Annotated in this window: 23 protein-coding genes and 1 riboswitch; of the genes, 17 read left to right on the top strand and 6 right to left on the bottom strand. The window is 66.6% G+C overall.

The features are described from left to right. Positions 1–2 precede the first annotated feature (2 nt). From AB4Y79_RS04540 to AB4Y79_RS04515, 6 genes are all read left to right on the top strand, one after another. Positions 3–995: a glycosyltransferase family 2 protein gene (locus tag AB4Y79_RS04540; protein WP_441859125.1), complete on the top strand. Its 993-nt coding sequence runs from the start codon at positions 3–5 to the stop codon at positions 993–995. Next, the gene (locus tag AB4Y79_RS04535; protein ID WP_441859124.1) at positions 992–2,287 is read left to right on the top strand and encodes a glycosyltransferase family 2 protein; all 1,296 of its coding nucleotides are present in this window, start codon (positions 992–994) and stop codon (positions 2,285–2,287) included. The genes AB4Y79_RS04540 and AB4Y79_RS04535 overlap by 4 nt, the downstream gene beginning before the upstream one ends. A 74-nt stretch (positions 2,288–2,361) precedes the next feature. Beyond that, positions 2,362–4,575: a hypothetical protein gene (locus AB4Y79_RS04530; protein WP_441859123.1), complete on the top strand. Its 2,214-nt coding sequence runs from the start codon at positions 2,362–2,364 to the stop codon at positions 4,573–4,575. Then, the gene (locus AB4Y79_RS04525; RefSeq protein ID WP_441859121.1) at positions 4,556–5,386 is read left to right on the top strand and encodes a glycoside hydrolase family 16 protein; all 831 of its coding nucleotides are present in this window, start codon (positions 4,556–4,558) and stop codon (positions 5,384–5,386) included. Before AB4Y79_RS04530 ends, AB4Y79_RS04525 begins: the two co-directional genes overlap by 20 nt. 63 nt (positions 5,387–5,449) lie before the next feature. Beyond that, on the top strand, positions 5,450–7,405 hold the full coding sequence (locus AB4Y79_RS04520; protein WP_441859119.1) for a hypothetical protein: 1,956 nt from the start codon (positions 5,450–5,452) through the stop codon (positions 7,403–7,405). After that, a complete protein-coding gene (locus AB4Y79_RS04515; protein WP_441859117.1) occupies positions 7,402–8,409 on the top strand; it encodes an aminoglycoside phosphotransferase family protein in 1,008 nt (335 codons plus the stop codon). Before AB4Y79_RS04520 ends, AB4Y79_RS04515 begins: the two co-directional genes overlap by 4 nt. 69 nt (positions 8,410–8,478) lie before the next feature. Here AB4Y79_RS04515 and AB4Y79_RS04510 read toward each other — a convergent pair whose 3' ends face one another. The 3 genes from AB4Y79_RS04510 to AB4Y79_RS04500 all read right to left on the bottom strand — a co-directional run bounded on the left by AB4Y79_RS04510 (position 8,479) and on the right by AB4Y79_RS04500 (position 12,277). Beyond that, positions 8,479–9,966 (bottom strand): lipopolysaccharide biosynthesis protein, encoded by a 1,488-nt coding sequence (locus AB4Y79_RS04510; RefSeq protein ID WP_441859115.1) that lies wholly within the window; start codon positions 9,964–9,966, stop codon positions 8,479–8,481. Then, complete coding sequence (locus AB4Y79_RS04505) at positions 9,963–11,153, bottom strand: glycosyltransferase (protein ID WP_441859113.1); 1,191 nt, start codon at positions 11,151–11,153, stop codon at positions 9,963–9,965. Before AB4Y79_RS04505 ends, AB4Y79_RS04510 begins: the two co-directional genes overlap by 4 nt. A 134-nt stretch (positions 11,154–11,287) precedes the next feature. Beyond that, on the bottom strand, positions 11,288–12,277 hold the full coding sequence (locus tag AB4Y79_RS04500) for a glycoside hydrolase family 16 protein (protein ID WP_441859111.1): 990 nt from the start codon (positions 12,275–12,277) through the stop codon (positions 11,288–11,290). Positions 12,278–12,389: 112 nt separating this feature from the next. Then, a riboswitch (cyclic di-AMP (ydaO/yuaA leader) is annotated at positions 12,390–12,562 on the bottom strand. Between the two features lie 359 nt (positions 12,563–12,921). On the opposite strand from AB4Y79_RS04500, the gene rpsF reads away from it, so the two are divergent. The 7 genes from rpsF (at position 12,922) to AB4Y79_RS04465 (ending at position 17,493) form a co-directional block, all read left to right on the top strand. Beyond that, positions 12,922–13,227: a 30S ribosomal protein S6 gene (gene rpsF / locus AB4Y79_RS04495; protein WP_015939036.1), complete on the top strand. Its 306-nt coding sequence runs from the start codon at positions 12,922–12,924 to the stop codon at positions 13,225–13,227. Between the two features lie 73 nt (positions 13,228–13,300). Beyond that, a complete protein-coding gene (locus AB4Y79_RS04490) occupies positions 13,301–13,876 on the top strand; it encodes a single-stranded DNA-binding protein (RefSeq protein ID WP_441859109.1) in 576 nt (191 codons plus the stop codon). Between the two features lie 126 nt (positions 13,877–14,002). Next, positions 14,003–14,242, top strand: coding sequence for a 30S ribosomal protein S18 (rpsR, locus tag AB4Y79_RS04485; protein WP_003800144.1), 240 nt, complete (start codon positions 14,003–14,005; stop codon positions 14,240–14,242). Positions 14,243–14,259: 17 nt separating this feature from the next. After that, positions 14,260–14,712, top strand: coding sequence for a 50S ribosomal protein L9 (gene rplI, locus AB4Y79_RS04480; RefSeq protein WP_018762867.1), 453 nt, complete (start codon positions 14,260–14,262; stop codon positions 14,710–14,712). 173 nt (positions 14,713–14,885) lie between these two features. Further along, on the top strand, positions 14,886–15,881 hold the full coding sequence (locus AB4Y79_RS04475) for a YdcF family protein (protein WP_441859106.1): 996 nt from the start codon (positions 14,886–14,888) through the stop codon (positions 15,879–15,881). Positions 15,882–15,922: 41 nt separating this feature from the next. Further along, positions 15,923–16,771, top strand: a complete 849-nt coding sequence (locus AB4Y79_RS04470) for a PhzF family phenazine biosynthesis protein (RefSeq protein WP_441859104.1) — start codon at positions 15,923–15,925, stop codon at positions 16,769–16,771. A 95-nt stretch (positions 16,772–16,866) separates the two neighbouring features. Beyond that, a complete protein-coding gene (locus tag AB4Y79_RS04465) occupies positions 16,867–17,493 on the top strand; it encodes an FMN reductase (RefSeq protein WP_441859102.1) in 627 nt (208 codons plus the stop codon). Here the strand turns inward: AB4Y79_RS04465 and AB4Y79_RS04460 are convergent. Then, on the bottom strand, positions 17,490–18,065 hold the full coding sequence (locus AB4Y79_RS04460) for a hypothetical protein (RefSeq protein ID WP_441859508.1): 576 nt from the start codon (positions 18,063–18,065) through the stop codon (positions 17,490–17,492). The genes AB4Y79_RS04465 and AB4Y79_RS04460 overlap by 4 nt on opposite strands. A 719-nt stretch (positions 18,066–18,784) precedes the next feature. On the opposite strand from AB4Y79_RS04460, the gene dnaB reads away from it, so the two are divergent. Next, complete coding sequence (dnaB, locus tag AB4Y79_RS04455; RefSeq protein WP_109044819.1) at positions 18,785–20,167, top strand: replicative DNA helicase; 1,383 nt, start codon at positions 18,785–18,787, stop codon at positions 20,165–20,167. Here dnaB and AB4Y79_RS04450 read toward each other — a convergent pair. After that, positions 20,164–21,165, bottom strand: coding sequence for an acyl-CoA thioesterase (locus AB4Y79_RS04450; RefSeq protein WP_441859100.1), 1,002 nt, complete (start codon positions 21,163–21,165; stop codon positions 20,164–20,166). The two genes, dnaB and AB4Y79_RS04450, sit on opposite strands and share 4 nt — an antisense overlap. A 60-nt stretch (positions 21,166–21,225) precedes the next feature. Then, on the bottom strand, positions 21,226–21,660 hold the full coding sequence (locus AB4Y79_RS04445; protein ID WP_441859098.1) for a DoxX family protein: 435 nt from the start codon (positions 21,658–21,660) through the stop codon (positions 21,226–21,228). 107 nt (positions 21,661–21,767) lie between these two features. On the opposite strand from AB4Y79_RS04445, the gene AB4Y79_RS04440 reads away from it, so the two are divergent. The 3 genes from AB4Y79_RS04440 (at position 21,768) to AB4Y79_RS04430 (ending at position 24,246) form a co-directional block, all read left to right on the top strand. Next, complete coding sequence (locus tag AB4Y79_RS04440) at positions 21,768–23,120, top strand: MATE family efflux transporter (RefSeq protein ID WP_441859096.1); 1,353 nt, start codon at positions 21,768–21,770, stop codon at positions 23,118–23,120. A 70-nt stretch (positions 23,121–23,190) separates the two neighbouring features. After that, positions 23,191–23,781, top strand: a complete 591-nt coding sequence (locus tag AB4Y79_RS04435; RefSeq protein WP_441859095.1) for a hypothetical protein — start codon at positions 23,191–23,193, stop codon at positions 23,779–23,781. Between the two features lie 99 nt (positions 23,782–23,880). Further along, positions 23,881–24,246 (top strand): hypothetical protein, encoded by a 366-nt coding sequence (locus AB4Y79_RS04430; RefSeq protein WP_441859093.1) that lies wholly within the window; start codon positions 23,881–23,883, stop codon positions 24,244–24,246. The last annotated feature ends 14 nt before the right edge of the window (positions 24,247–24,260 follow it).

The following is a 24,260-nucleotide window of genomic DNA, read 5'->3' as shown; positions in this document are numbered from 1 at the left end:
GAATGAAACCACTCTCCGTGACGGTGGTGATCTGCGCCTACACCTCGGCGCGGTGGGGAATGCTGCTCGATGTCATCGAATCCGTCCGGCTGCAGACCTTGGCTCCGGACCAGGTGCTGGTCGTTGTTGACCACAACGAGGAACTGTATGACAGGCTCGTCGAAATCGTCGACGACGTGACAGTGGTGGAGAGCACCGGCCAGGCCGGTCTGTCCGGGGCCCGCAATACGGGCGTCGGGCTCGCTGAGTCGGACATCGTCGCCTTCCTGGATGACGACGCCGAGGCGGCGCCGGATTGGCTCGAACGCCTGGTTGCGCTGTACGACGATCCGGACGTCCTTGCGGTGGGTGGCAAGGTGGTCCCGCTGTGGGAGGCGGGCAGGCCGGGCTATTTCGCCGAGGAACTGGACTGGATCGTGGGGTGCAGCCACCGGGGCATGCCTCGGGTGGCCTCCGAAGTCCGCAACGTCATCGGCGCCAACATGTCCTTCCGGCTCGAGGTGCTGCGCCAGGTGGGGGGCTTCAACCTCTCGCTGGGACGCAAAGGCACCTTGCCGCTGGGTTGCGAGGAAACCGAAATCTGCATCCGGTCGCAGATGGGGTCACCCGGATCCCGCATCGTATACGAGCCGGCGGCGCTGGTCCGCCACCACGTCCCCGCATCCCGCGGAACGTTGCGGTACATGATGTCGCGGTCCTGGTCGGAGGGGCTCTCCAAAGCCCAGGTCAGCCAGTTGGTGGGCCACAAACGGGCGCTCGGACCTGAGCGCCGGTATGTCCGCAGCGTACTCCCGCGGGCGGTGTTTACCGGACTTCGTTCCTGGGGCCGGGACGGCAGCCCCGACGGCCTTGGCCGCGCGGGCGCTGTGATTGCGGTGCTTGCCTGCACCGCGGCCGGGTACTTCCAGGGGCGTCGCCTCCAGCATTGGACGGGGCCGGACGACGGCGGTGACGCCTTGGTGGCGGCCGGCGCGCAGTGGAGGGAAGTGCAATGAGCGAGGGCGCCAGCCGCGTACTTGAGGAGCTTCAGGGCGAAGCGCTGATCCTGGTGCCCGCCATGGAGTCCGTGTTACCTCCGGTCTGGCCGGGGGCCCGGTGGATCGGGTCCGTGGACCTGGAGGATCTTGCGGACTGTTCGCACTTTGAACTGGAGAACCATGCTGGATACGAACGGGCACGGCTGCTGGTGCGCGCGTCGGGGGTCGTGCGGGGATTTGTCGATGTGCCGTCGCCGGCGGGAATCGTGGATCGGGCTGTTTTCGAGGACGCCCTGGCGGCCTTGCCTCGTGTCACGTCATTCCCGCCGGCGGTGACGGCCCCGCACATCACGGTGGTGGTCTGCACCAGGGACCGCACGGCACAGTTGCGGGGGGCGCTGATGACCATTCTTGCGCTGGACTACCCCCGCTTTGACGTGGTGGTGGTTGACAATGCGCCGGCGACCCATGACACGGAAGAACTGGTGCGGCGTGACTTCAGGGACAAGCGGGTGCGGCTTGTCACCGAACCCGCTCCCGGCCTGTCCAACGCCAGGAATACCGGCCTGGAACACGCCCGGGGAAGTCTGGTGGCCTTCACGGATGACGACGTCGTTGTTGACAGGTCCTGGCTGTGGGAGATCGCCGCGGCGTTCGAGGCCGCCCCCGAGGCAGCATGCGTAACGGGGCTCGTCCCGGCAGGGGAACTTCGGACCCCCACCCAGGGCTACTTCGATGCGAAGGTCAGCTGGTCGCGGAGCCTGGTGCCCCGGGTCTACTCGCTTGAGGACCCGCCCGAGGGGTTGCCGAAGTTTCCCTTCAGCCCCGGAGCGTTCGGGACTGGAGCGAATTTCGCCCTCAAACGCCACGCCGCCCTCACTCTCGGCGGATTCGATCCAGCCTTGGGCGTGGGTACTCCCACCGGCGGCGGCGAGGATATCGACATGTTCACCCGGGTCATCCTTGCCGGGTACGCCCTGGTGGTCCAGCCGGCAGCGATCGTGTGGCACCGCCACCGGGACGGCCTCGCAGACCTCCGGGTGCAGGCCCGCGGCTACGGCACCGGCCTTGGAGCCTGGATGGCCAAGGTGATGATGGACCCGCACACCGCCAGGCTGGCGCTGGCGAGGAGCTGGGGCGTAGGGGTCGAATACCTGAGCCGCCCGCACGCCGGCCAGCCGGCGCTCCAAGGTCCCCAGGTCCATGGTTCCCTCGAGTCGCAGGTGGCCAGGCTCGCCTGGCTGCAGCTGTTGGCGGTGGCCTTGGGGCCCTACAAGTACCTGCAGTCCCGCCGGACTGCGGGCAGCTAGAACGAACAGTCCACCCAGTGCTGATACGGAGAACCGATCCGCCAGTGGCAAGCCAATCCAGGAGTTGAAACAGTATGGCGCTTCTTATCAGGGGTGACGTCTCCGGTCCCATGAACTCCCGCGCTTCGCATCGACGCAGGTCTGGTTATGCCGATTACGCCCTGGCCCTGCTGGGTGCCGTGACGGCGGCCCTGATCCTGTTCGACATCGGGGGTGAGTCCTTGGCCGGGATCAAACTCCTGGCCTGCCTTGCGCTGCCCGGCTGGGCGCTGGTGCGCTGGCTCCCCAGCGTGGATCCGGTAGCCCGGCTGGTGTTCACGGTCGTTGCCGGCGCAACGGCCTTCGCCCTGGCTGCCGCAGCCATGGGGTGGCTGCAACTCTGGAATCCCCGGCCTGTCGCCGTCGGCATCATGCTGGCATCCGCCGTCGCCCTACTGGTCCCAGGTCGGGCACGGACCCGGGCCGCTTCTTCCCCGCTGCCCCGCCCGCAACTGATCAACTATGCGCCGTGGCTGGTCTTGGTGGCCGCGATGGTCATGTGGGCGGCCTCTGTAGGCGCCACGAACCCGCGCCTGGGTGACTACGGGCTGCTCACGGCCTTCCCGGTTACGTGGTACGTCTCGCTGGCGCTCGTCGTGGCCTTGTGCATCTGGAGCATCTCGCGGCAGCGGCTGCATTCGGGCTGGCTTACGGGAGCCTCCATCACCGGACTGGTGGTCATGCTGTACGCCTCTGCCGGGTTGCTGACCTCTGTCCCGCGGCTGCCCTGGACGTACAAGCACATCGCCGTAACGGACCTGATCCAGACCACCGGGCAGTTCGATCCCAGCATCGACATCTACAACCGCTGGCCCGGATTCTTCCTCTTCAGCGCCTTCCTCGGCGAATCCAGCGGATACCAGGACCCGATGGCCTATGCCGGCTGGGCCGAACCGGTGTTCGCGCTCATGAGCGTCGCGTTGGTGCTGGCCATTGCCAGGACCCTGACCAGGAATCCGCGGATCTACTGGACAGCCGCCCTGGTATTCAGCCTTACCAACTGGCTCAACCAGAACTACTACTCGCCGCAGGCCTTTGCCTACACCCTGCACCTGACAATGTGCCTGATCATCCTCACGTTCCTGCGCGGCACGCCCGCCAACTGGGTGCTCAAGCTTGAGCGCCGGCTGTCGGCCCGGCTGTCCAGATCCGAACCGCAGGTGGAAGAACCCGCAACGTACAGCGGCCGCCAGCAGGCGATCGCAATCGTTGCGGTCCTGGTCCTGCAGGCAGTGATTGTGATGAGCCACCAACTGACTCCCTACCTGGCCATCCTGGGGCTCTTCCCGCTCTTTCTGACCCGCTACTTCAAGCCCGCCTGGGTTGCACCTGCACTGCTGCTGATGGCGTTGCTCTACCTCCTGCCAAACGTCGATTTCGTGGCGGGCAAGTACGGCCTTTTAGGTGGCTTCGATTTCTTCGCAAATGCCGGCTACAAGGCTTCCAGTGGAAGCCCGGGCCCCTCCCTTCTCTCCGGACGCTGGCTGGCACGCGAGGCGCTTGCCCTGTCTTTGTTCACCGCCTTGCTTGCCGGGCTCGGATTCATCCGCAATGTTCGCTTAGGCAACATCCGCACCACACTGATCGTGGGGACGCTGGCCGCAACGCCGATCCTTGGGCTTTTCGGCACCTCCTACGGTGGCGAGGGCAGGCTTCGCGTCTTCATGTTTGCCCTCCCGTGGCTGGCCATCGGCGCAGCCTGGTTCCTCTGGTCCGGCAGGGTGCCCAGCAGGAGGGCAGTGGTGGGGGCTGCGTCCTCGATTACAGTGTTGGCCGTCATGTTCACAGCGGTGTACTTCCAGAACGAGGCCAACGTCCGGGTGCCGGCAGCGGATGTTTCGGCCAGCCGCTGGCTCGATTCCAACGTCCAGAAGGGCGACGCGGTAGTTGAGACCAACTACCACTTGCCGTTCCTGATCGGCCCGCACTATTCCTTCTACCTGCGCACCGGGCAGCTGGTTTCGGTTGCCTCAAAGCTCCACAATTCCGCCAAGCCCTTCACCGGCGATGACATGGTGGCCTACGTGGACAAGACACGGGCAGGAGCGAACCTGCGGGCCTCCGACCGGCTGTTCGTTGTGGTCTCAGACCTGCAGCAGAGGACCTCAACGGGCGTCCTGCGGCAATTTTCCAAGGATGCCATGGTCCCGTTGGAGCACGACCTGAACGTATCCAAAGCCGCCGAGGTTGTCTTTGAGAACAAGTCGGTGCGAATCTATGAGGTTTCCCGTGCTGACTGGGGCAACTAGCGGCCGGGTGTACCAACTGTCGCTGGTCACTGTGACGTCCCTGTCCCTGGTTGGGGCGGCCTTGCTGGTCCTGCATGCCGATTCCTCACAGGTCAGCGGGGCCCCCCGCGGTGATCTGCCATCCTGGCGCCAGACCATGGTGCAGGACTTCAACGTCCGCGCGGGCGCTGGAGCGGTGGGCGGCGTCTACGGCCTGGACATGCGCGGTTATGACGGGCTCGCCGATTCCTCAGGGTTCGGCACCTACACCCCTGACGAGGTCCTGTCGGTCCACGACGGTTACCTTGATTTCCACCTTCACTACTCGAACAACAGGCCGCGGGTGGCCAGCGTCATTCCGTTTGGGTATTCGGGCCAGACCTACGGAAGATATTCCGTCCGATTCAGGTACGACTCCATTCCGGGGTACAAGATCGCATTCCTGCTCTGGCCGGCCAGCGACGACTGGAACGAGGGGGAGATCGACTGGCCGGAGGGAGCACTGGACGGATCCCTCTACGGAAACTCGGCCATAAAGGGAACCCGGACGCCGAACGGCATGCAGTTCGATCCCGGCGACAGGCGCTACTCGGCGGCACGGCCTGGCCAGTGGCACGTCGCCACCATCGAATGGCGTCCCGGGCGGGTCCAATGGTTCCTGGATGGCCGACTCGTGGACCAGACCACCAAACCCGCCGGTGTGCCGGACACCCCCATGCGCTGGACGCTTCAGGTGGAAACGGCCGACGACGCCTCCAGTACCTTTCCTGCACCCGGCACGGCCGGACACGTCCAAGTGGATTGGGTGGTGCAGTATGCCTACACACCCTAGGCCCCGAACAGTTTCGCACCATACCCCGGAGTTGGCTCCGGCAACCGATTGGAGGGTGGCGCCGTGGACGTACTGAATAACATGCCGGCAGGCGGCATCGGGACTGGGATCCTGCGCGTCCATCCCCGGGTGGCTGCCGTGTTCGACGCCCTCAATGGGTCCAACCGGCCGTGGCTGCTGCTCCGCGGGGAGGATGACCTTGCCCTGCCGGCCGGAGACGTGGATATCCTCGTGGACAGCGGCGTCCTTCCCCGGCTCGACGAACTGCTGGCCGCCGCCGGGTTCTGCCGGGTCCTGGCGCCGGGCCACGGCAGCCACCGGTTCTACTTCTGCTACTCGGTGGACGACGGTGCCTGGATCAAGCTCGACGTTGTGTCCGACCTTGCGTTCGGGCCCTACCAGCAGTGGCGTACGCCGTGGGCGCCCCGCTGCCTGCGCCGCCGGGTCCGCCACAGGTCGTACTGGATGCCGGACCCGGCCGACCAGGCATGGCTGCTCCTGCTGCACCTGTTCATGGACAAGGGCGGCATTTCCCCGGAGCGGCGCGCGTTGGCCCTCGCCGCAGCCAGGACGGCGGCCGACGGCGGGCGCATCGCGGAGTCGGTCAGGCGCCGGGTGGGTGCCGGGCCGGTGGCCGACATGGTGGACCTGGTCCTGGGCGGACGGTTCGACGACGTACCCGCGACCGCGGCCCGCATGCGTGCCGCCTGGCACGGCGGCGGCTTGAGCCCGCGCCTGATTGCAGGAGTCAACAGGCTGCTGAGGCGTTCCGGGGCCCAGGTCCGCGGGCATACTCCGCTGTTGGGAGTCATGGCTCCGGACGGGGCCGGCAAAACCACTTTGCTGAACGGCCTGCATGCCGACGTTCCGTTGCCCACCAAGTACGTCTATATGGGCCTGTGGGGAGCCGGTCCCTGGGACAAGGTCCTGGACCGGATTCCGGGCGGGCGGACCGGAAAGAAGATCTACCGGCTGGTGCGGGGCGGAGTGCTGGCACGGTTCTACCGCCGCATGGGCAAGGTGGTGCTGATGGACCGCGTGGCCTATGACGCACTGCTGGGCGGGTCCGGCGGCGGACCCCTGGCCGGCATGAGCAATGCACTTGCCCTGGCCGTGATCCCGGCCCCGGACGTCCTCCTGGTGCTGGACGTACCCGGCCCCGTGATGTTTGAGCGGAAGGGCGAGCACAGCCCGGAGCTGCTGGAATCGTGGCGGCAGGACTACCTGCAACTGGCCGGGCGCCTCCGCGGCGGCCGGGTAGTGGACGCGGCGCAGCCCGCGGAGGCCGTTCAGCGTGTGGCCACCGGTATTGTCTGGGAGTCGTTGTCCCAGGCTGGCGCCCGCCGGGCCCACCGTCGTCGCCATCCTGTTGAGGGTGGCTCCGCCGCGCCGGAAAACGCGGACCCCGTGGCCTCGGAAGCCGCGCAGGAATCCGGCGCGGCGGAGGCATTGGCCTTGCACCTCTGGCACCTCCTGGACTGGCGCTTCCTGCTCCCCATCCTGCAGCCGCGCACCCTCGGCTTCGCCGGACGGGTAAGCCAGGAAACGGAGTCGGCGTTGCGGCTGTTGGACCCGGAAGCCGTGCGCCTGGCCGGACCGGACTCCGGTCCGGACGGCGCGTCATGCGACGTGGTGCTGCTGGCATCTCCGGGCCGCAGCCACGTGGAAAGCGCCGGGCTGGCGCTGGAACCCGGAGGATGGATTTGCGTGGAAGCCAGCCGCTCGCTGCTCCAGCGTTCCGGGCCCCGGACGCTCAGGGGCTGGAAACGCACACTGGAGCGGCGCGGATACCAGGACGTCAACCTGTACTGGAATGCCCCGAACCGTGACCGAACCGCCAGGCTGGTTCCGGTACAGTCCGCCGTGGCCATCCGCGACACCCTGGCACTGCGGAAGGATGTGCGGTTTGGGTCCCTCAAAGCGGCCGCGGCCCACCTGGCCCTGGCACTTCACGTCTTCGACCTCATGGTCCCGGAGGGCACAGTCACGGGAAGACGTCCGGAACGGGGCGGGCCATGAGTTTCGTTGACCGGTTCCTCCGGGACCACTTCGAGGAGTTCGCCCTTGACCAGTACGGCCTGGGCAGCCGGTGGGAAACGCTGCTGCTCACACCGCGTTTCACCACCTCCCGGCACGTGGTGGCCCTGGTGTTTCCGTCCCGCGGAAGCGAACCCGCCCTGGTGGTGAAGATTCCACGCCAGCCCGGTGACAGCAGCGGAGTCCGGCGTGAGGCCGCCATGCTGGACCAACTCTCGGCCGCCGTCGGCAGCCCGGGTGTTCCACGCCTGGTGGGAATCCGGGACGAGGGGCCGTACACGGTCCTGGTCGAAACAGCGTTGACCGGCATACCCCTGGACCCGCGGAAGGTGGCCGCCGACCTCCCCTCGGCCGTCGCGGCCGGAACCGGCTTTGTGGGGTCCCTTCCCTGCACCCATGCTGCAACCGACAACCCGGACTGGTACCAGCGAGCGGTCGCCGCTCCGTTGGCAGCACTGGAACGGCTGGCCGGCCCTGACGCCCAGACCGGCCGCCTGGTTGAGCGCACCCACCAACTCCTCGAACCCCTGCGTACCGCCCAACTTCCGGCGGTTATTGAGCACGGCGATCTGAGCCATCCCAACCTGCTGGTCAAGCCCGGCAATGGATTGCAGGTGATGGACTGGGAACGCTCCCTGACCGACGGCGTCCCCGGTCACGACCTGGTGTTCTACCTCCAGTACCTCAGCGAGTCCAGCGAGCAGGCGTTTGCCAGGGATGCCCAGATCGCTGCCTTTGAGAAGGCGTTCGGCCAGGGCGGCTGGGCGCTGGACCCGCTTTCCCGCCATCTGGGCCTGCGGGGAGTGGACGCCTCGCTCCTGCCACTGCTGGTGATCACCACCTGGGCGCGGTCCACCGCGACGCTGGCCGATCGCCTGGCGCAGGAAGCAGAAGCTGATCCGTCGCAGGGCAACGGAAAGGTCCGTGCCGCGCTCGAGGCGGACAGGGACTACTGGTTGTGGCGCCACGTGGTGACATCGGCGTAGGAGTCGTGACATCCGCCCCGGACGCGGCATTATATGGGAAAACGGCCGCCCCAAGGAAGAAGTGCACCCTTAAGGAACGTGGTCGGGTGCCGGTCCCGAGGAGTCGTGGTGGCGCTTGAAAAGCCCCAGGACGTCATCGTGCAGGCCCCGGTAGCCGAACCGCAGCACTGCATAGACCAATCCGACGCCGGCAACCACCATGACAGCGAGCGTCAGGACCGGCCCCAGTGCATGCCGTGACAGGTTGAGCAGGCCAACCAGGGACACAGCCGCCCCGCAGACCAGGCCCGGTGCAGCAGCACGGAGCATCCGGCGCATCCTTGTCCCCAAGACCTTGGCGGCGACCACCTGCATGCCGAAGGCGAAGACCACTGCCACCACCATCTGGGCGCACGCAACGCCCACAATGCCCCAACGCGTGGCGAAGACCAGGGCCGGGAGCAGGACAACCAGCCGGACCACGGAGATCCAGATCGATAGCCCGGGCCTGCCCAGTGCTTTATAGACGTCGTTTGCGCCGGCGCCCAGGGAACGCGCCGCTGCATACAGGGCAAGGAACACCAGCGGCGTCACGGATTCCTCCCACTGCTGCCCGAAAAGGACCGGCACCAGGACCGGTGCCACCACGGCAAGGCCCACCCCGGCCGTGATGCCGTACAGGGCCTGCACCGTGACACTTTTCAGGTACCCGTCCCGCAACCGCTGCCGGTCACCGCGGACTTGCGTATAGAGCGGAAACAGGACCGTGGAAAGCACGAAGAACACGTTGAGGATCAGGGCCTCGGGCAGCCGGAAGGCGAGTGTGTACAGGCCCAGTGCGTGGGCCCCCAGCACGATCCCGATCACCAGGTAGTCGACGTCGAAGATGGCCCGGGCCAGCATGGTGCTCCCCGCCACGGGGGCACCGAATCGGATGTTCTCGCCCAGGGCGCTCCTGCTGACGCGCCAGAGCTGCCAGGGCGCTTCGTGGCGGATCAGGAACCAGCAGGTGGCTGCGTAGGCGACCGAACCCGCAGCCGTTCCGACGGCGAGCGACCAGGCGCCGTGGCCGGTGAAGGCCAGGTAGAGGGTCACCGTTCCCATGGTGGCGGCCCGCAGCACCGGAGCGGCGGTGAGTTGCCGGAACTTCAGGTCGCGGCGCATGATCGCCTCCGGGACGGCGCCACAGGCGGTGGCCAGCACGGAAATGCCAAGCACCTGCACCAGGGGAGCCACCCCGTCGAGCCCGATGAGGTCTTCCACAGCGTCAGCCGCAAGCACGGCCGTCAAGGCCAGCACCGCGCCCAGGGTTACGGAGAGCAGGAGCGCCGAGCGGACAATCACCTTCGTCTTGGGCAGGTAGACCAGCGCCTGGCCCACCCCGGCGTCGGCAATGGTCTCGGCGTATGCCATGAGCACCAGCGCCAGGGCAACGAGGCCGTACTCTTCGGGCGACAGGAGCCGGGCCAGCACCACGGTGGTGACCAGCACGATGACCCGTCCCGAGGCGAAGGCCAGCCCCTGCCACAAGGCTCCCCGGACTCCTTTGCGTTCCAGCTCGCCGGGCGCGTAGGTCACAGTTGCCTTGCGGTGCCGGATAAGTCCCCGGCGGGGGACGACGAAGCGACGGCAGCCCGCACCTCAGCCAGGTACTCCCCGGCCACCGTGTCCCAGGACCGGGCGGTGCCGGCGGCCTGTACCGCAGCGCCGCCGGGAGGGCTGTGCGGCCGCCGGGGGGCTCTGAGTTGTTCCACGACCTTGCGGGCCATCGCGTCCTGGCCGGACACAACATTGAGCAGCGGGTGCGGCGGAAGTTCCCGTGCCGCCACCGGGGATGCCACCACGGGCAGCCCGGCCGCAAGTGCCTCAAGCACGGAGTTTCGGATGCCCACGCCGTGCTGGTCGGGGAAGACGGCGACGTCGGCCCCTTGGAAGATGTCCAGGATTGAAGGGACGTTGGCCAGGACTTCAACCCGGGGACCGGCCAGGGCCTGGACCGCGGCTGTGGGTTGCCGTCCGGCGATGACGAACCGGGCCTCCGGAACTTCCCGCCAGACCAGGGGAGCAATTCGGGTGGCCAGGAGCGTGGCGCTGTCAACGTTGGGGCCGTAATTGAGGCTGCCCGCGAAGCATACGACCGGCGCAGTGCGGTCCCGGCGTGGGCCTGCGGTCGCCGCTGTTCCGTTGGGGATGGCTGCTACGGCCCGGCCGAGCTTCGCGGACCAGGCCGCAGCGTCCTGCGCTCCGACGGTCAGCAGCCGCGCCTTGGCAGGCAGCCCCCGCTCAGCCCGTTCGGCGAGGAGTTCCCGCAGCCGGTAGGCAGGCCGGAAGGTGCGCGCAATGGCGGTGTCCATGCCGGCGCGGATGGACCAGGGGTCCACGGTCTGCAGCACCATGGGCCCGGCCACGTGATGGGACAGGAAAAGGGCGTGCGGGCCATGGATAAGGGTGGCGTCGTTGCTGCCGGACAAGGTGGCGGCCGCTGCCCGCGCCGAGGGGGTGGAGCGCCGGTGTTTGCCCAGGCCCGTGAGGCCGCCCAGGGAGCGCGCAAAAGCGGACAGATCTCCCCGTTGGGCAATTTCGTGGACGGTCGCGCAGCGGGCCCGGATTTCCGCCGGTACCGGGACGGGGCCGGAAAACGTCAGCAGGGTGACGGCCACATCTGCGGGAAGGTGCAGGATCACTTCGTACGGGATCATGGAGCTTCCGTCGCCGAGTTGCGGGTCCCGGTTTGGCACGCTTTCAGTCACGTACAGGAGCTTCATTGCAAGAGTGTACTGGATCACACTCGGGCGGCAGGGGTTGCTTTGGGCAACTTTGTGGGGAACCGCAGGAAGCCAAAAAGGGGCGACGGCGGGAGGTCCCCGCCGTCGCCCCTTAAACCGAAGCGCGTGGCTGGCTACTGCCAGGCGCGTACGTAGTCCACCAGCAGCTGGGACTGCGGGCCGTAGACCGGGTTCGTCGACGAAGAGCCGACGTTCAGGACGATGTACTGCGGGGCGTTTCCGTCGTCCGTCGGGTAGGACTTGACCTTCACGCCGTCGAAGTAGACGTCGGAGGAGTTGGCCATCCGGTGCAGGCCGAAGGTGTGGTACTCGTTGGCCCAGTTGCCGCCGACGGTGCCTTGGTTGTGTGCGCCCGAGCTTGAATGGTAATTGACCGTCATCTTCCCCTGGAGGACTTCCGCGATGTCGTTCTCGCCGGTTGCGGGCCACGACTGCCCGGTGGTCCAGAACGCCGGCCAGTTGTACAGGCCGTTGGCGTTGCCTGGGAACTTGATGCGGGCCTCCACGTACCCGGTGGTGAACTGGTAACCGGTGCCGGCCCCGCCCTTCGGGTTGGTGGACACCAGGGACCCGGACGAGGACGAGGCAAGGCTGAGGGCCAGGTTGCCGTTGCCCACGGAGACGTTGGCGGGGCTGGTGGCCGCCTTATTCATGGTTCCGCAGTTGGGGGCGAACCAGCAGTTGGACCACTTTGCGCTGTCCAGGCCGGAGCCGTTGAACTCGTCGGCGAAGGTCATGGTCCAGTTCCCGGGGACGCCCGCGGGCATGGGCGTCCCGCTGTTGGCCAGCTGTGCCGCGGCGGGCGCCACGACGATGGGGGACTGCGGGGCCGGAGCCGCCGCGGCGGGGGCCGGGGCAGGAGCAGGAGCAGCAGGTGCCTGCGCGGGAGCCGGCTCCGGGGCGGGTGCGGCGGCCGGTGCCGGGGCGGGGGCCGGAGCGGACGAGGCCGGAGTGGAAGGGGAGGCCTGCGTCTGGACTTCGCTGCCGGCGTCGGCGGCGCTCGCCACCCGGGAGACATCTGCAGTCTCGTTGCCGTTGGCCAGGCCGAGGCCCAGGGTCGCCGCGCCGAGGATGGCTGCTGCAAGGCCGGCGGCCAGGGGCAAGCGGCGGCGGGAATCTGTGGATGTCAGAAACGGCCGGCGCCTGGCCGTTGTGGTCTCATTTTGATAACGGTGCGCGCGTTTGGCGCTCGCTTTGCGGGATGCGGGCATGGGAATTACCTCTCAACGCCTGCGGAGTTAGCTGTCGGGTTCGAATGTTGCCACTCGGCCGCTCGTTGCGGCTTCACCCCGAGGGCAGGCGGAAGCCTTACCCGTGACGCTTGGGTCCCCCGCCTCTGCCTGGAACCTGGGGATCGCGGAAGCGGCAGAGTTGGGCGTCTTCCGGATTGGGGCCGGCTGGGGCGGCCCACTCGAAGACCGTACACGAAAATCCACGCAGAATCACAATTGGGTAACGGAAGCAACATCACGGGCGTGGCGTGCCGCCCGATCGCCGCGCGGGCCTTTAGGGGGTGCCGGACTGCTCGCGTTATCCACATATGGGCCAGCGGGGCTGCTGCTGCCACACCACGCGGCTAGCCTCGAGTCAAGCGCGAATCGCCTATCAGGTCCAGATGCACTAGGATATTGAAGTCTGTGCTGCGTCCTGCCTCCGTACCGGTGGCAAGGCACTGCACGGAATCGCAAATGAACCTCCTGTTACGGAAATGCCGTAACCGCTTAGCCCAAAGGAGGTGGGTTCACATATGCGTCCTTACGAATTGATGGTAATCATCGACCCCGAGGTCGAAGAGCGTACCGTTGAGCCGTCGCTTCAGAAGTTCCTGAACGTCATCACCAACGATGGTGGAACCATCGAAAAGGTTGACATCTGGGGCCGTCGCCGTCTGGCTTACGACATCAAGAAGAAGTCCGAAGGTATCTACGCCGTGGTGAACTTCACCGCCAAGCCGGAAACCGCCAAGGAACTTGACCGCCAGCTGTCTCTTAACGAGACCATCATGCGCACCAAGATCACCCGCCCCGAAGAGCAGAAGGTTGTTGCTGAGTAATTCAGCACCGGTTTTCATTCTTTACCCCGCAGGAAACGCACTCTTCACCCAGGATCGAACAAGGAGGCAGTAGATGGCAGGCGAGACCACCATTACGGTCATCGGTAACCTCACCAATGACCCGGAATTGCGGTTCACACCGTCCGGTTCGGCAGTAGCGAACTTCACCATCGCTTCCACCCCCCGCACCTTTGATCGCCAGTCCAACGAGTGGAAGGACGGGGAGACCCTGTTCCTCCGCGCCGCTGTATGGCGTGAAGCTGCCGAGAACGTCGCCGAATCCCTGACCAAGGGAATGCGCGTGATCGTGACCGGTCGCCTGAAGAGCCGTTCCTACGAAACAAAAGAAGGCGAAAAGCGCACCGTAATCGAGCTTGAGGTCGACGAAATCGGCCCCAGCCTGCGCTACGCCAACGCAAAGGTCAACCGCACCCAGCGCTCCGGCGGACAGGGTGGGGGCGGCTTCGGCGGCGGCAACGGCGGCGGTGGCTTCGGAGGCGGCAACCCTGGTGGAACCCAGGGCGGCAACTCCGGTGGAAACTGGGGCGGCGGCAACCAGCAGGCTGCACAGGATGATCCCTGGGCTACGCCCGGCGTGTCCAATGCAGGCGGCTGGGGCAACGGCCCCGATTCCGAACCTCCCTTCTAAAACCCAAACAACGGCCCGACGCCGGGACTGCCCGGGAGCCGCAAGGCACCCAAGGTTTTGCCGCCGTCGGACCACCACCATCCCGTGGATCAATATCCACGGGCTCCCTAGAATAGGAGCTCCACGATGGCTAAGGCTGAACTCCGTAAGCCCAAACCAAAGTCCAACCCCTTGAAGGCCGCTGACATCACTGTCATCGACTACAAGGACGTAGCATTGCTGCGCAAGTTCATCTCCGACCGCGGAAAGATCCGCGCCCGTCGCGTCACTGGCGTCACGGTGCAGGAACAGCGCAAGATCGCCCAGGCAATCAAGAACGCCCGCGAAGTTGCTCTGCTGCCTTACTCCGGCGCTGGCCGCGGCTAAGGAAGGGATTAACTAACATGGCAAAGCTCATTCTGACCCACGAAGTAACCGGTCTCGGTGCCGCTGGCGATGTTGTCGAGGTCAAGGACGGTTACGCACGTAACTTCCTGCTGCCCCGCGGCTTCGCCCTGACCTGGACCAAGGGTGGCGAGAAGCAGGTTGAGTCCATCAAGGCTGCCCGCGCCGCCCGTGCGCACGCTTCCGTTGAAGCTGCACAGGCACAGGCCCAGGCTCTGTCCTCCAAGAAGGTCAAGCTCGAGGTGAAGGCCGGCGAGTCCGGTCGTCTCTTCGGCACCGTCAAGCCTGCTGATGTCGCTGCCGCTGTTGAGGCCGCCGGCCTCGGAGCCATCGACAAGCGCAACGTTGAACTGCCGAACCACATCAAGTCTGTCGGTTCATACACGGCCAACGTCCGCCTGCACGAGGACGTTTCCGCTGTCATCGACCTTGAGGTCGTTGCCGGAAAGTAGTTTCCGCACTGCAGTTGAATGGCCCCCGCCCGGTCCGGTGCGGGGGCCATTTGCGTTCAAGGTCACTGCCCGGGCTCCCCGCTGCCGGGTGCGGGCAACATAAGCTGGCGGGATGCCGGCCCTCCGTTCCTGGCCTGCACCACTCCACCGTTTCCACGGAAGGTCACCCAGCTTTGCCGTTCCTCGCCGTCAGCAGCATCCTCCTGGTGGCCGCAGCCGTCAGCTTTGCGACGGACCGGAGGCGCCTGCGAAACGGCGTCTTCCTCGTCTCCGGGGCGGTCCTGGGCTGGCTTGGGCTCCTCGTGGTCTCCGGGAACAACTCCGTGCCTGTCCTCATGACCCTGGCCCTGGGCTTCCTGCTCATTGTCTCAGTGCCCATCCTGGCCGTGTTCCTCGTCCTCAACGGCCTCATCATGCTGCGCCGCGAAGGCCGCAGCCTGGCAAACCTGCTGTCCCTGCTGGCGGGGCTGGCCGTGGTGGCCGTTCCCCTTGTACTGGCCGCCCTGCAGACGGCCGTACCCGCGCTAAGGGCGCTCACGTCGGCGGCTGCGCTGCTGACCGGCTACGTGGGCTTCGTGTTCGTCAGCTATCTGGTCTATTCGCTGATTTACTCGCACCTGCCGCCGCGCCGCCATCCCGAATACGTGGTGGTGTTGGGTTCCGGCTTGGCCGGCAGCTCCGTTCCGCCCCTGCTGGCCGCCCGACTTGACGCGGCGGCGCTCCTGTACCGGGGCAAGCATGGCGGGTCCATCAGGGCTCTGATTCCCAGTGGCGGGCAGGGAGCCGATGAACTCCTCGCCGAAGGGACAGCGATGGCCCGCTACCTGCAGGAGCAGGGTGTTCCTGCCAACAGGATCATCGTGGAGGACCGGGCAGCTACCACCATGGAGAACCTGCACTTTTCGCGCGCGCTGATGGAGCGGCCGGACGCGCCCGTCACGGTGGTCACCAGCAGCTACCACGTGTTTCGCGCGGCCATGTTCACCCGGCGCGCGGGCCTGCGCGCCCACGTCACCGGGGCCAGGACGGCGGGCTACTTTATCCCCAGCGCGTTCCTTCGGGAATTTGTCGCCATCCTCGCAACCTACCGGTGGATCAACCTGGGCTTTTGTGCTGTGCTCACCGCCGTTCCGTTGGCCGCCATGTACCTGCCGCTGCTCCCTTCCTAGGGCCGGCAGTCCGCCCGGCGGGCCGGTGGTAACCTGCTCCGGTGAACCCGACACCCAGCAGCCGTCCTTTCCACCAGGTGGATGTTTTCGCCGGCAATGCCTACCGCGGCAACCCGCTCGCCGTCGTCCTCGATGCCCACGGTCTTGACGCGGCAACAATGCAGCACTTCGCGAACTGGACCAACCTCTCGGAAACCACCTTCCTCCTGCCCGCGGAGGATCCCCGCGCCGACTACAAGGTCCGGATCTTCACGGGGAGCGAGGAGTTCCCGTTCGCGGGGCACCCCACCCTGGGATCCGCGCATACCTGGCTGCAAGCCGGCGGAGTTCCGAAGTCCGGCGACTACGTGGTGCAGGAGTGCGGCGCCGGGCTGGTCAGGATAAAGCGCGACGCCGGCCGGCTGGCTTTCGCGGCGCCACCCCTGACCCGCTTCGAGGCCGTGGAGGAGCCCGTCCGGCAACAGCTGGCCGACGCCCTCGGGATCACGGCCGGTGACATCCTGGACGCATCATGGCTGGTGAACGGCCCGGAGTGGATCGGCGTCCTGCTGGGTTCGGCGGACCAGGTGCTGGCCCTTGCGCCGGATCCGGTAGCCATGGGGAACCTGAAGGTTGGAGTCATCGGGCCGCACGCTCCCGGCGGTGATGCCGACTTTGAGGTGCGGACGTTCATCCCCGGTGACGCGATGGTGGAGGACCCGGTGACGGGCAGCTTCAACGCAGGTGCGGCCCAGTGGCTCATTGGAAGCGGCAGGGCGCCGGAGCGCTACGTGGCCGCGCAAGGCACCGTCCTGGGCCGGGCAGGCCGTGTGCACGTCACTGCCGAGGGTGGTGATGTGTGGGTTGGCGGAGAGTCCCGTACGTGCATCCAGGGCACCGTCCTGCTCTGATTCAGGTCCCGGGGAATACAACAGCTGCGGCCGCCGTTCAGGGATATAGATGCAAATGCATGTATGATCGAATGAATCAGCACCAGGAGAATGCCATGGAAACCCGCCGTATCACAGTCCTCTCCGCCGGACTTGGCGTCCCGTCGTCCAGCCGGCTGCTGGCCGACCAGCTGGCGGCCGCTGCCGAGCGGCGGCTCACCGCCGGCGGCCACGAGGTGCTGGTCGACGTCGTCGAACTCCGGGACCTCGCCGTGGACATCGCCAACAACTTCGTCACGGGATACGCCGCACCGCGCTTGGCGGAAGTCATCGCCGGGGTGGAGGCTTCCGATGGGATCATCGCCGTGACGCCGGTCTTCAGCGCCTCCTACAGCGGCCTCTTCAAATCCTTCTTTGACGTCCTGGACCCCAAGTCCCTGGACGGCAAGGCCGTCCTGCTGGGCGCCACCGGAGGTACCGACCGGCACCAGATGGTGCTGGATTACGCCTTGCGCCCGTTGTTCAGCTACCTGCGCACCCGCACGGCCGCCACGGGAGTCTTTGCCGGGCCCCAGGACTGGGGAACCGCGGAAGAGGGTGGCTCGTCGCTGGCCGACCGCATCGAGCGCGCTGCCGCCGAATTTACCCTGCTGTTGGAGGGTCCCCAGCCGGGCCGGAAGCCCGCACCCCTGGAGTCCCTGCCTTTCGAGCAACTCCTGGCCGGAATCGCCGGATCCCGCTAGTCGTCCAGCAGTGCGATGAATTCCCTGGCCTGCACCGGTGAGATGTCCGAGTGCCGGGTCAATGCGTTGACGGCGGCCTCGGTGTCTCCGCTGCGGGCCAGGGAGCGGATCCGACCGTAAATTTCGTCGTTGAGCATATTGCTGCTCACCTCGCGGGTCACATCGCCCTTGCTGGCAATGGCCCGGTAGCGGTACGGGAACCGCTGCGGCTCATCATCCTCCTCGGCGGCCTCCACCGGTTCCTGGTGGCGGTAGGGCTGGGGGTGGGCTGCCAAGGCGCCGACGGCGTCGCGCGACGCCCGCAGCCCCTCGCCCGTGACCTCCTGGTAAAGCCTGATGGCGGCCATCGCCTGGCCCTGCGCGATCATCGCGTACAACCGCCGGTGTTCGCTTTCGGATAACTTGTCGCCCGCCGTGCGGGCCAACTCCTGTGCTGACTCCCGTGCCGGTCCGGCCGGACGGGGCTGGTCTCCTCCGGCGGCCGCCTTGCGGCCCCGGGCGGCGCGGTAGGCAACGATGACCCCCGCAACAACGGCGAGCAGGATGAGGACCGGGACCACCAGGGATTCCATTTTTACGAGCCGTTCTCTGTACTTCCTGGCCGTCGCCAAGGCGGTTGCGTTGCCGGCTGTCCGTCCAGCCATGGCTATACCTAGAGCTTAATCCAGAACCCGGTTATCCACAGCAATATTCACCGCGCTGCATACAGGAGCGTTCCCCGGCCGGTCAAACTCCGCCCAGGGAATATGAGCAGCGCCACGCGGCCGGGTGCGGGCTTGCCGCGGCCGGCGCCCGGGCCGGCCCCGCCGCCGGTGCGCAAGGGAACCTGTGGATGAAATTCCTGCAAAGAAATATTTACTCCACATGCTGGTGATGACGTTTGCGCAGGTCAGAGCGGTTTCAGGGGATAAAAAATTCCTGTATCCACAGGCTTCCCCACAGGCTGTGCACAAGCTATGCCTCGTAGTGCACAGGTTATCCACACCCGGCCCGGCCCACTGGCTTTGCGGCTGGACCGGCGGCGGCTACCGTAGCGGGGTACCTGTTTTCCACGGCCGGACCAAGGCCTGTGCACCTCGATCCCGGCCCTCTCCAGGGCCTCATTGGGGCGTTCTGTGGAAAAGCTGTGGATAGTGGGGATAACTTCGGGCCGGCGGTGGCATCCGGGCCCGCGGGTGCCTCAATGTCAGAGCCTGCGGGTAGGACTGGACGCGTGGCGGGTTCCGTTTCGGATCCGCAAACAGGATGGAACACCGGGCGCCTGGCCCGGCACAAATGGAGGACGGCAGCTTTGACAATCGCGCATCTGGACCCGGTGGAAGCAACCCGCGGATCGGACGCGAGCCGCAAACCTCCCCAGGACATCCCGGCGGAGCAGTCGGTCCTGGGCGGCATGATGCTGTCCAAGGACGCCATTGCCGACGTCGTGGAGATCCTCCGCGGACAGGACTTCTACCGCCCGGCCCACGAGACCATCTATGAGGCCATCATCGACCTCTACGGCCGCGGGGAGCCTGCGGACGCCGTCACGGTGTCCGACGAACTGACGAAGCGCGCAGAAATCAACAGGATTGGCGGCCCTGCCTACCTGCATGAGCTCATCCAGACCGTACCCACTGCGGCCAACGCCGGGTACTACGCAGAGATCGTCGCCGAACGGGCCGTCCTTCGCCGGCTGGTGAACGCCGGCACCAAGATCGTCCAGTTGGGCTACGGTTCGGACGGCGAGGTGGAGGACCTGGTCAACCAGGCGCAGGCCGAGGTCTACGCCGTGGCGGAACGCCGCACGGCGGAGGACTACGTGGTCCTCAAGGACGTCATGGAATCCACGGTGGACGAAATCGAGGCGTCCGGCCACCGCGGCGAGGGCATGACCGGTGTGCCCACCGGTTTCTATGAACTCGATGAGCTGACGCACGGCCTCCACCCGGGCCAGATGATCGTCATCGCGGCCCGCCCCGCCGTGGGTAAATCAACTTTCGCGTTGGACTTCGCGCGGTCTGCGGCCATCAAGAACAACCTTTCCACCGTCATGTTCTCCCTGGAAATGGGCCGGAACGAGATCGCCATGCGCCTCTTGTCCGCCGAGGCCACCATTGGCCTGCAGGACCTCCGCAAGGGAACCATCAAGGACGAGCAGTGGTCCAAGATCGCCACCACCATGGGCCGGATGAACGATGCCCCGCTGTTCATCGACGACAGCCCCAATATGTCCCTGATGGAAATCAGGGCCAAGTGCCGCCGCCTGAAGCAGCAGCACGACCTCAAGCTGGTCATCCTCGACTACCTGCAGCTGATGAGCTCGGGCAAGAAGGTGGAATCCCGCCAGCAGGAAGTTTCCGAGTTCTCCCGTGCGCTCAAGCTCCTCGCCAAGGAACTCCAGGTGCCCGTGATCGCCCTGTCCCAGCTGAACCGTGGTTCGGAACAGCGCCAGGACAAGCGGCCCATGGTTTCTGACCTCCGCGAGTCCGGCTCCATTGAACAGGACGCCGACATGGTGATCCTGCTTCACCGCGAGGATGTCTACGACAAGGAATCACCCCGCGCGGGCGAGGCGGACATTCTGGTGGCCAAGCACCGTAACGGCCCCACCAAAGACATCGTGGTGGCATTCCAGGGCCACTACTCCCGTTTCGCCAACATGGCGGGCGACTCCGGGGGCGGCGGCTTCTAGGCTCCGTTCGGCACGGAGGCTACAGGTGCTGCGCCGGCCAGCAGGTGGTTGGGCAGCCGGTTCCCCGGCGCCGTTCCCCGGATCTCCAGCAGTTCGCGGGCGTGGGCGTGCAGCCGCTTGTCTTCTTCGCTGACAGGCACCCAGGGCGGGACGGGCACGGAGTTTCCTTCGTCGTCGCGCGCCACCATCACGGTGAGGCAGTAGGTCGTCAGGTTCAGCTCCCTGCCTTTCGGGTCGCCGGAGCGGACGTGGACGGCGATGTGCGTGCCTTTGATTCCCGTGTACACCAGCCTGGCCTCCACCTCCACCACATGGCCGATCAGCAGGGGCCGGTAGAAGCGCACGCCGCCGGAGAACACGGCAACCGTGTCCCGGCCGCAGTAGCGTGAGGCACACAGGTAGGCGGCCTCGTCGATCCACTTCATCACGATGCCGCCGTGGACCTTGCCGCCCCAGTTCACATCGGTGGGGGCGGCCATGAACCGGAGCGTGACGCGTTCCGCAGTGCCGGCGTCGGTATATTCCTGATGGTTCATGGCTTCCACGATCTGTTCCCGCACCTTGATCCTGGCCAGGGCGTGGTCCCGCTGCTCGACCTGATCGGGAGTAGTGGGTTCGAACTGGGGGACCGGGATGGGCTTGCCGTCAGCCCCCACGGCCACGAAGATCACCATGCATTGGCTGCGCATGGTGGCCGCGCCGCCTTTTGGATCCCCGGACGAGACCACGGTGCGGATATGCATCGAGGAGCGGCCGGTATAGACAATGGTGGCTTCCACCTCCACCATGTCGCCACTGTTGACCGGGTCCGCGAAGTGGATGTTCCCCACATAGGCGGTCACACAGTAGGACTTGGCCCAGCCCACGGCGGTCGCATACGCGGCCTTGTCCACCCATTCGAGCACCGTGCCTGCGTCTACGGAGCCGCTGTGTCCCACGTCGGTGGGGGCGGCGAGGAAGCGGAGGGTCACGGAGTTGGGGTGGCCGGTCTCAGTCATGCTGCGATCTTACTGACGGCGCAGGTTACCCGCGGGTTCGCGCCGGAGCGCAGCGCCGGACTAGGCCAGCACGGCCAGCCGGGAGGTACGGCGGCCGAACAATGCCCGGTCTACGGAGAGCCGGCCCGGCCCGGCCAATGCCAGCGTGAAGGCTGCCGCGGCCAGGAGCAGGACCAGTTCGTAGCCGCCGTTCGCCGCGAAGACACCTGCGGGAGCGTGGACGAGGAAGAGCGCGCCCAGCATGTCGAGGACCAGAAGGGCGGCCACCACCCGGGTGAGGATCCCCAGGATCAGGGCTGCGCCGCCGGCCAGTTCAAGGACGGCGACGGCCGGAGCCATGATGTCCGAGGCAGGGACGCCCATCTTGGCGAAGGAGGCCTGGGTGCCGGCGATGGTCCATTCATTGAACTTCTGCCAGCCGTGGGCGGCGAAGAGGAAACCCAGGATGACGCGCAGGACGGTGAGGGCAACTGTGGTCAGTCGTGACTGGTTCATGTATTCCACTCTTGCCGACAAATAATTGAAGAGTCAACTAAACCCGGATGATTGTGGGCTTTGTCACGCCCTCCCTCCATGCCGTTGCGCAAGGTTAAGCTGGCACGGTGCCCACAGAACCCGCACCCGCCGCCACGGCCGCCCCCCGGAGCCATTCCCGCGAGATACTCCGCCTCGCCGTCCCCGCCTTTGGAGCCCTGGTTGCCGAGCCGCTCTTCCTGCTGGCGGACTCAGCCATCGTGGGGCACCTTGGGGTTGCCCAGCTAGCCGGGGTGGGCCTGGCCTCCGCGGTGCTGCAGACCGTCGTCGGACTTCTGGTGTTCCTGGCCTACTCCACGACGCCCGCTGTGGCCCGGGCCATCGGCCAGGGCCAGGTGGGTAAGGCCCTGGCCGCCGGGCGCGACGGCGTCTGGCTGGCATTGCTCCTCGGCGTGCTGCTGGCGGTGGCCGGGTTCCTCGCCGCGGAACCGATCATCGGCCTCCTTGGCGCCGACGGCAGCGTGCGCCGCTTTGCCATCGACTACTTCCGGTGGTCCATGCCCGGACTGGTGGCAATGCTGCTGATCTTTGCCGGTACCGGCGTGCTGCGCGGGTTGCAGGACACCAGGACGCCGCTGAGGGTGGCCACCACTGGGTTTGGGGTGAATATCGTCCTGAATTTGTGGCTCGTGTACGGGCTGGGCCTCTCCGTGGTGGGTTCGGCGGTGGGTACCAGCCTCGCGCAATGGGCCATGGCCGCCGTCTACCTGGTCATGGTGCGCAGGAATGCGGTCCGTCATGGCGTCAGCCTGCTCCCCAGCTGGCGGGGCATCCGGGGCATGACCCGCGTCGGGTCCTGGCTCATGCTGCGCACCCTCAGCCTGCGGGCTGCGATCCTGGCCACCGTGGTGGTGGTGACGGCCCAGGGTGAGGTCAACCTTGCCGCCCATCAGCTGGCCATGACCATCTTTTCCTTCCTGGCGTTCGCGCTGGATGCCTTGGCCATCGCCGCGCAGGCGCTGATAGGCAAGGAACTGGGCGCCTCCAATGCGGCCAGGGCCCGGCTGCTGACCAGGACCATGATCCGGTGGGGATCGGGGTTCGGCGTGGTGACCGGCCTGCTGCTCGCCGCAGTGGCTCCCTGGGTGGGGGTGCTGTTCACCTCGGACGCGCAGGTCCAGTCGGTGCTCGCCGTTGCGCTGTGGGTGTTGGCGGCCGGCCAACCCATCGCCGGGTACGTCTTCGTCCTGGATGGGGTGCTGATCGGTGCCGGCGACGCCCGGTATCTGGCGCTGGCCGGCCTGGTGAACCTCGCTGTGTACTTGCCGCTGCTGGCGGCGGTGGCATTCTCCGGTGCCACCGGCGCGAGCGGGCTTGGCTGGCTCTGGGCGGCTTTCGCCCTGGGCTACATGGCGGCACGCGCCGTCACGCTCGGACTGCGTGCCCGGTCGGACCGCTGGATGGTGCTTGGTTCGGCCTAAGCCCCTGTGTTGGGACCTGTGGAGGGGCAGTCCGGTTCGACCTTCCGGCTGCCCCTACTAAACTGGACCGGTGACGCAACCATCGACTCCCGCGGGCGCAGCTCCCGGAACCACCCCCCGCAATGATCTCTGGAAGCCGGTCCTGCTCCGTTCCGCTGTGGCGCTGATGTTCGGCGCCGTGACTGTCTTCTGGACATCGCCGTCCGTTGAAGTCATGGGCTGGGCCGGAGGGCTCTACCTGCTGGCCGCCGGCGTCGTGTCCCTGCAAGCCATCCCGGCGGCCGGGTTCCCCCGCAACTCGGCTCCCGGCAAGCTGCTGTCTGCGGCGGGTTCGGCGCTGGCCGGCGCTGGCGTGGCGGTGATCCTGCTGCACAGTGACTTGTTGTTCGGGGTCATCGCTGCCTTGGGGCTGGGCGTGGCCGGTGCCCTGGAGCTCGCATGCGGCCTGAAGCACCGGGGGCGGCACGTCCTGGCGCGGGACTGGATCGCCTCCGGGGCAATCGGGATTGGAACGGCAGTGCTGCTGCCGTTCTTCATCAACCTTGGCGCCCATGCGCTGCTGGGCGTGGCCGGCGGCGGCGCGATTATTTCGGGTGTGCTCTGGGTGCTTTCCGGACTGACGCTGCGGCACGATGCCCGCGCCGGTGCCGTAAAGCCGTAAACTAGGAAGAGCGCCCTTCTACTAGCTGTAGAAATTTTGGGGCTACACCGCAATTCGTGAACCAGGCCGGCCGTGTGCCGCCTGCAGGGAGGAACCACCGTGGCTGACCAGCATCCAGGAAAACCGCGCAAGCTGCGGACCTCGGTGAAGGGGCCGCTGATGTTCTCGGCATTCTGGGCCGTCGTCGCCTTTGTTGCCGTGTTGATCTTCGCATCCGGCGGAAGCGCCCGTGCTCCCCGCTTCGATCTCGCGTTCACCGCAGCCGGCATCGCCTTCATCGTCACCCTGGTGGTGGCCGCCATGTTGTCCATGAGCTACAAGGAAAACGCTGAACACCTCGGTAAGGGATCAGGCGTGAACCTCAGCTCAGCACCCAAGCCTGGTCATGGTTTCGGTACCTCCACCAGCAAGAACCCGTCGCCGTCCGATGGCGACACGGACGGTTCCTCCCAGGGCCAGGGATAATTCCTCCGCGGCGG

Source organism: Pseudarthrobacter sp. YAF2 (assembly GCF_052113345.1).
Lineage (GTDB): Bacteria > Actinomycetota > Actinomycetes > Actinomycetales > Micrococcaceae > Arthrobacter.
The sequence above is the reverse complement of the archived record's forward strand: the minus strand, read 5'-3'. Positions and strand labels throughout refer to the sequence as shown.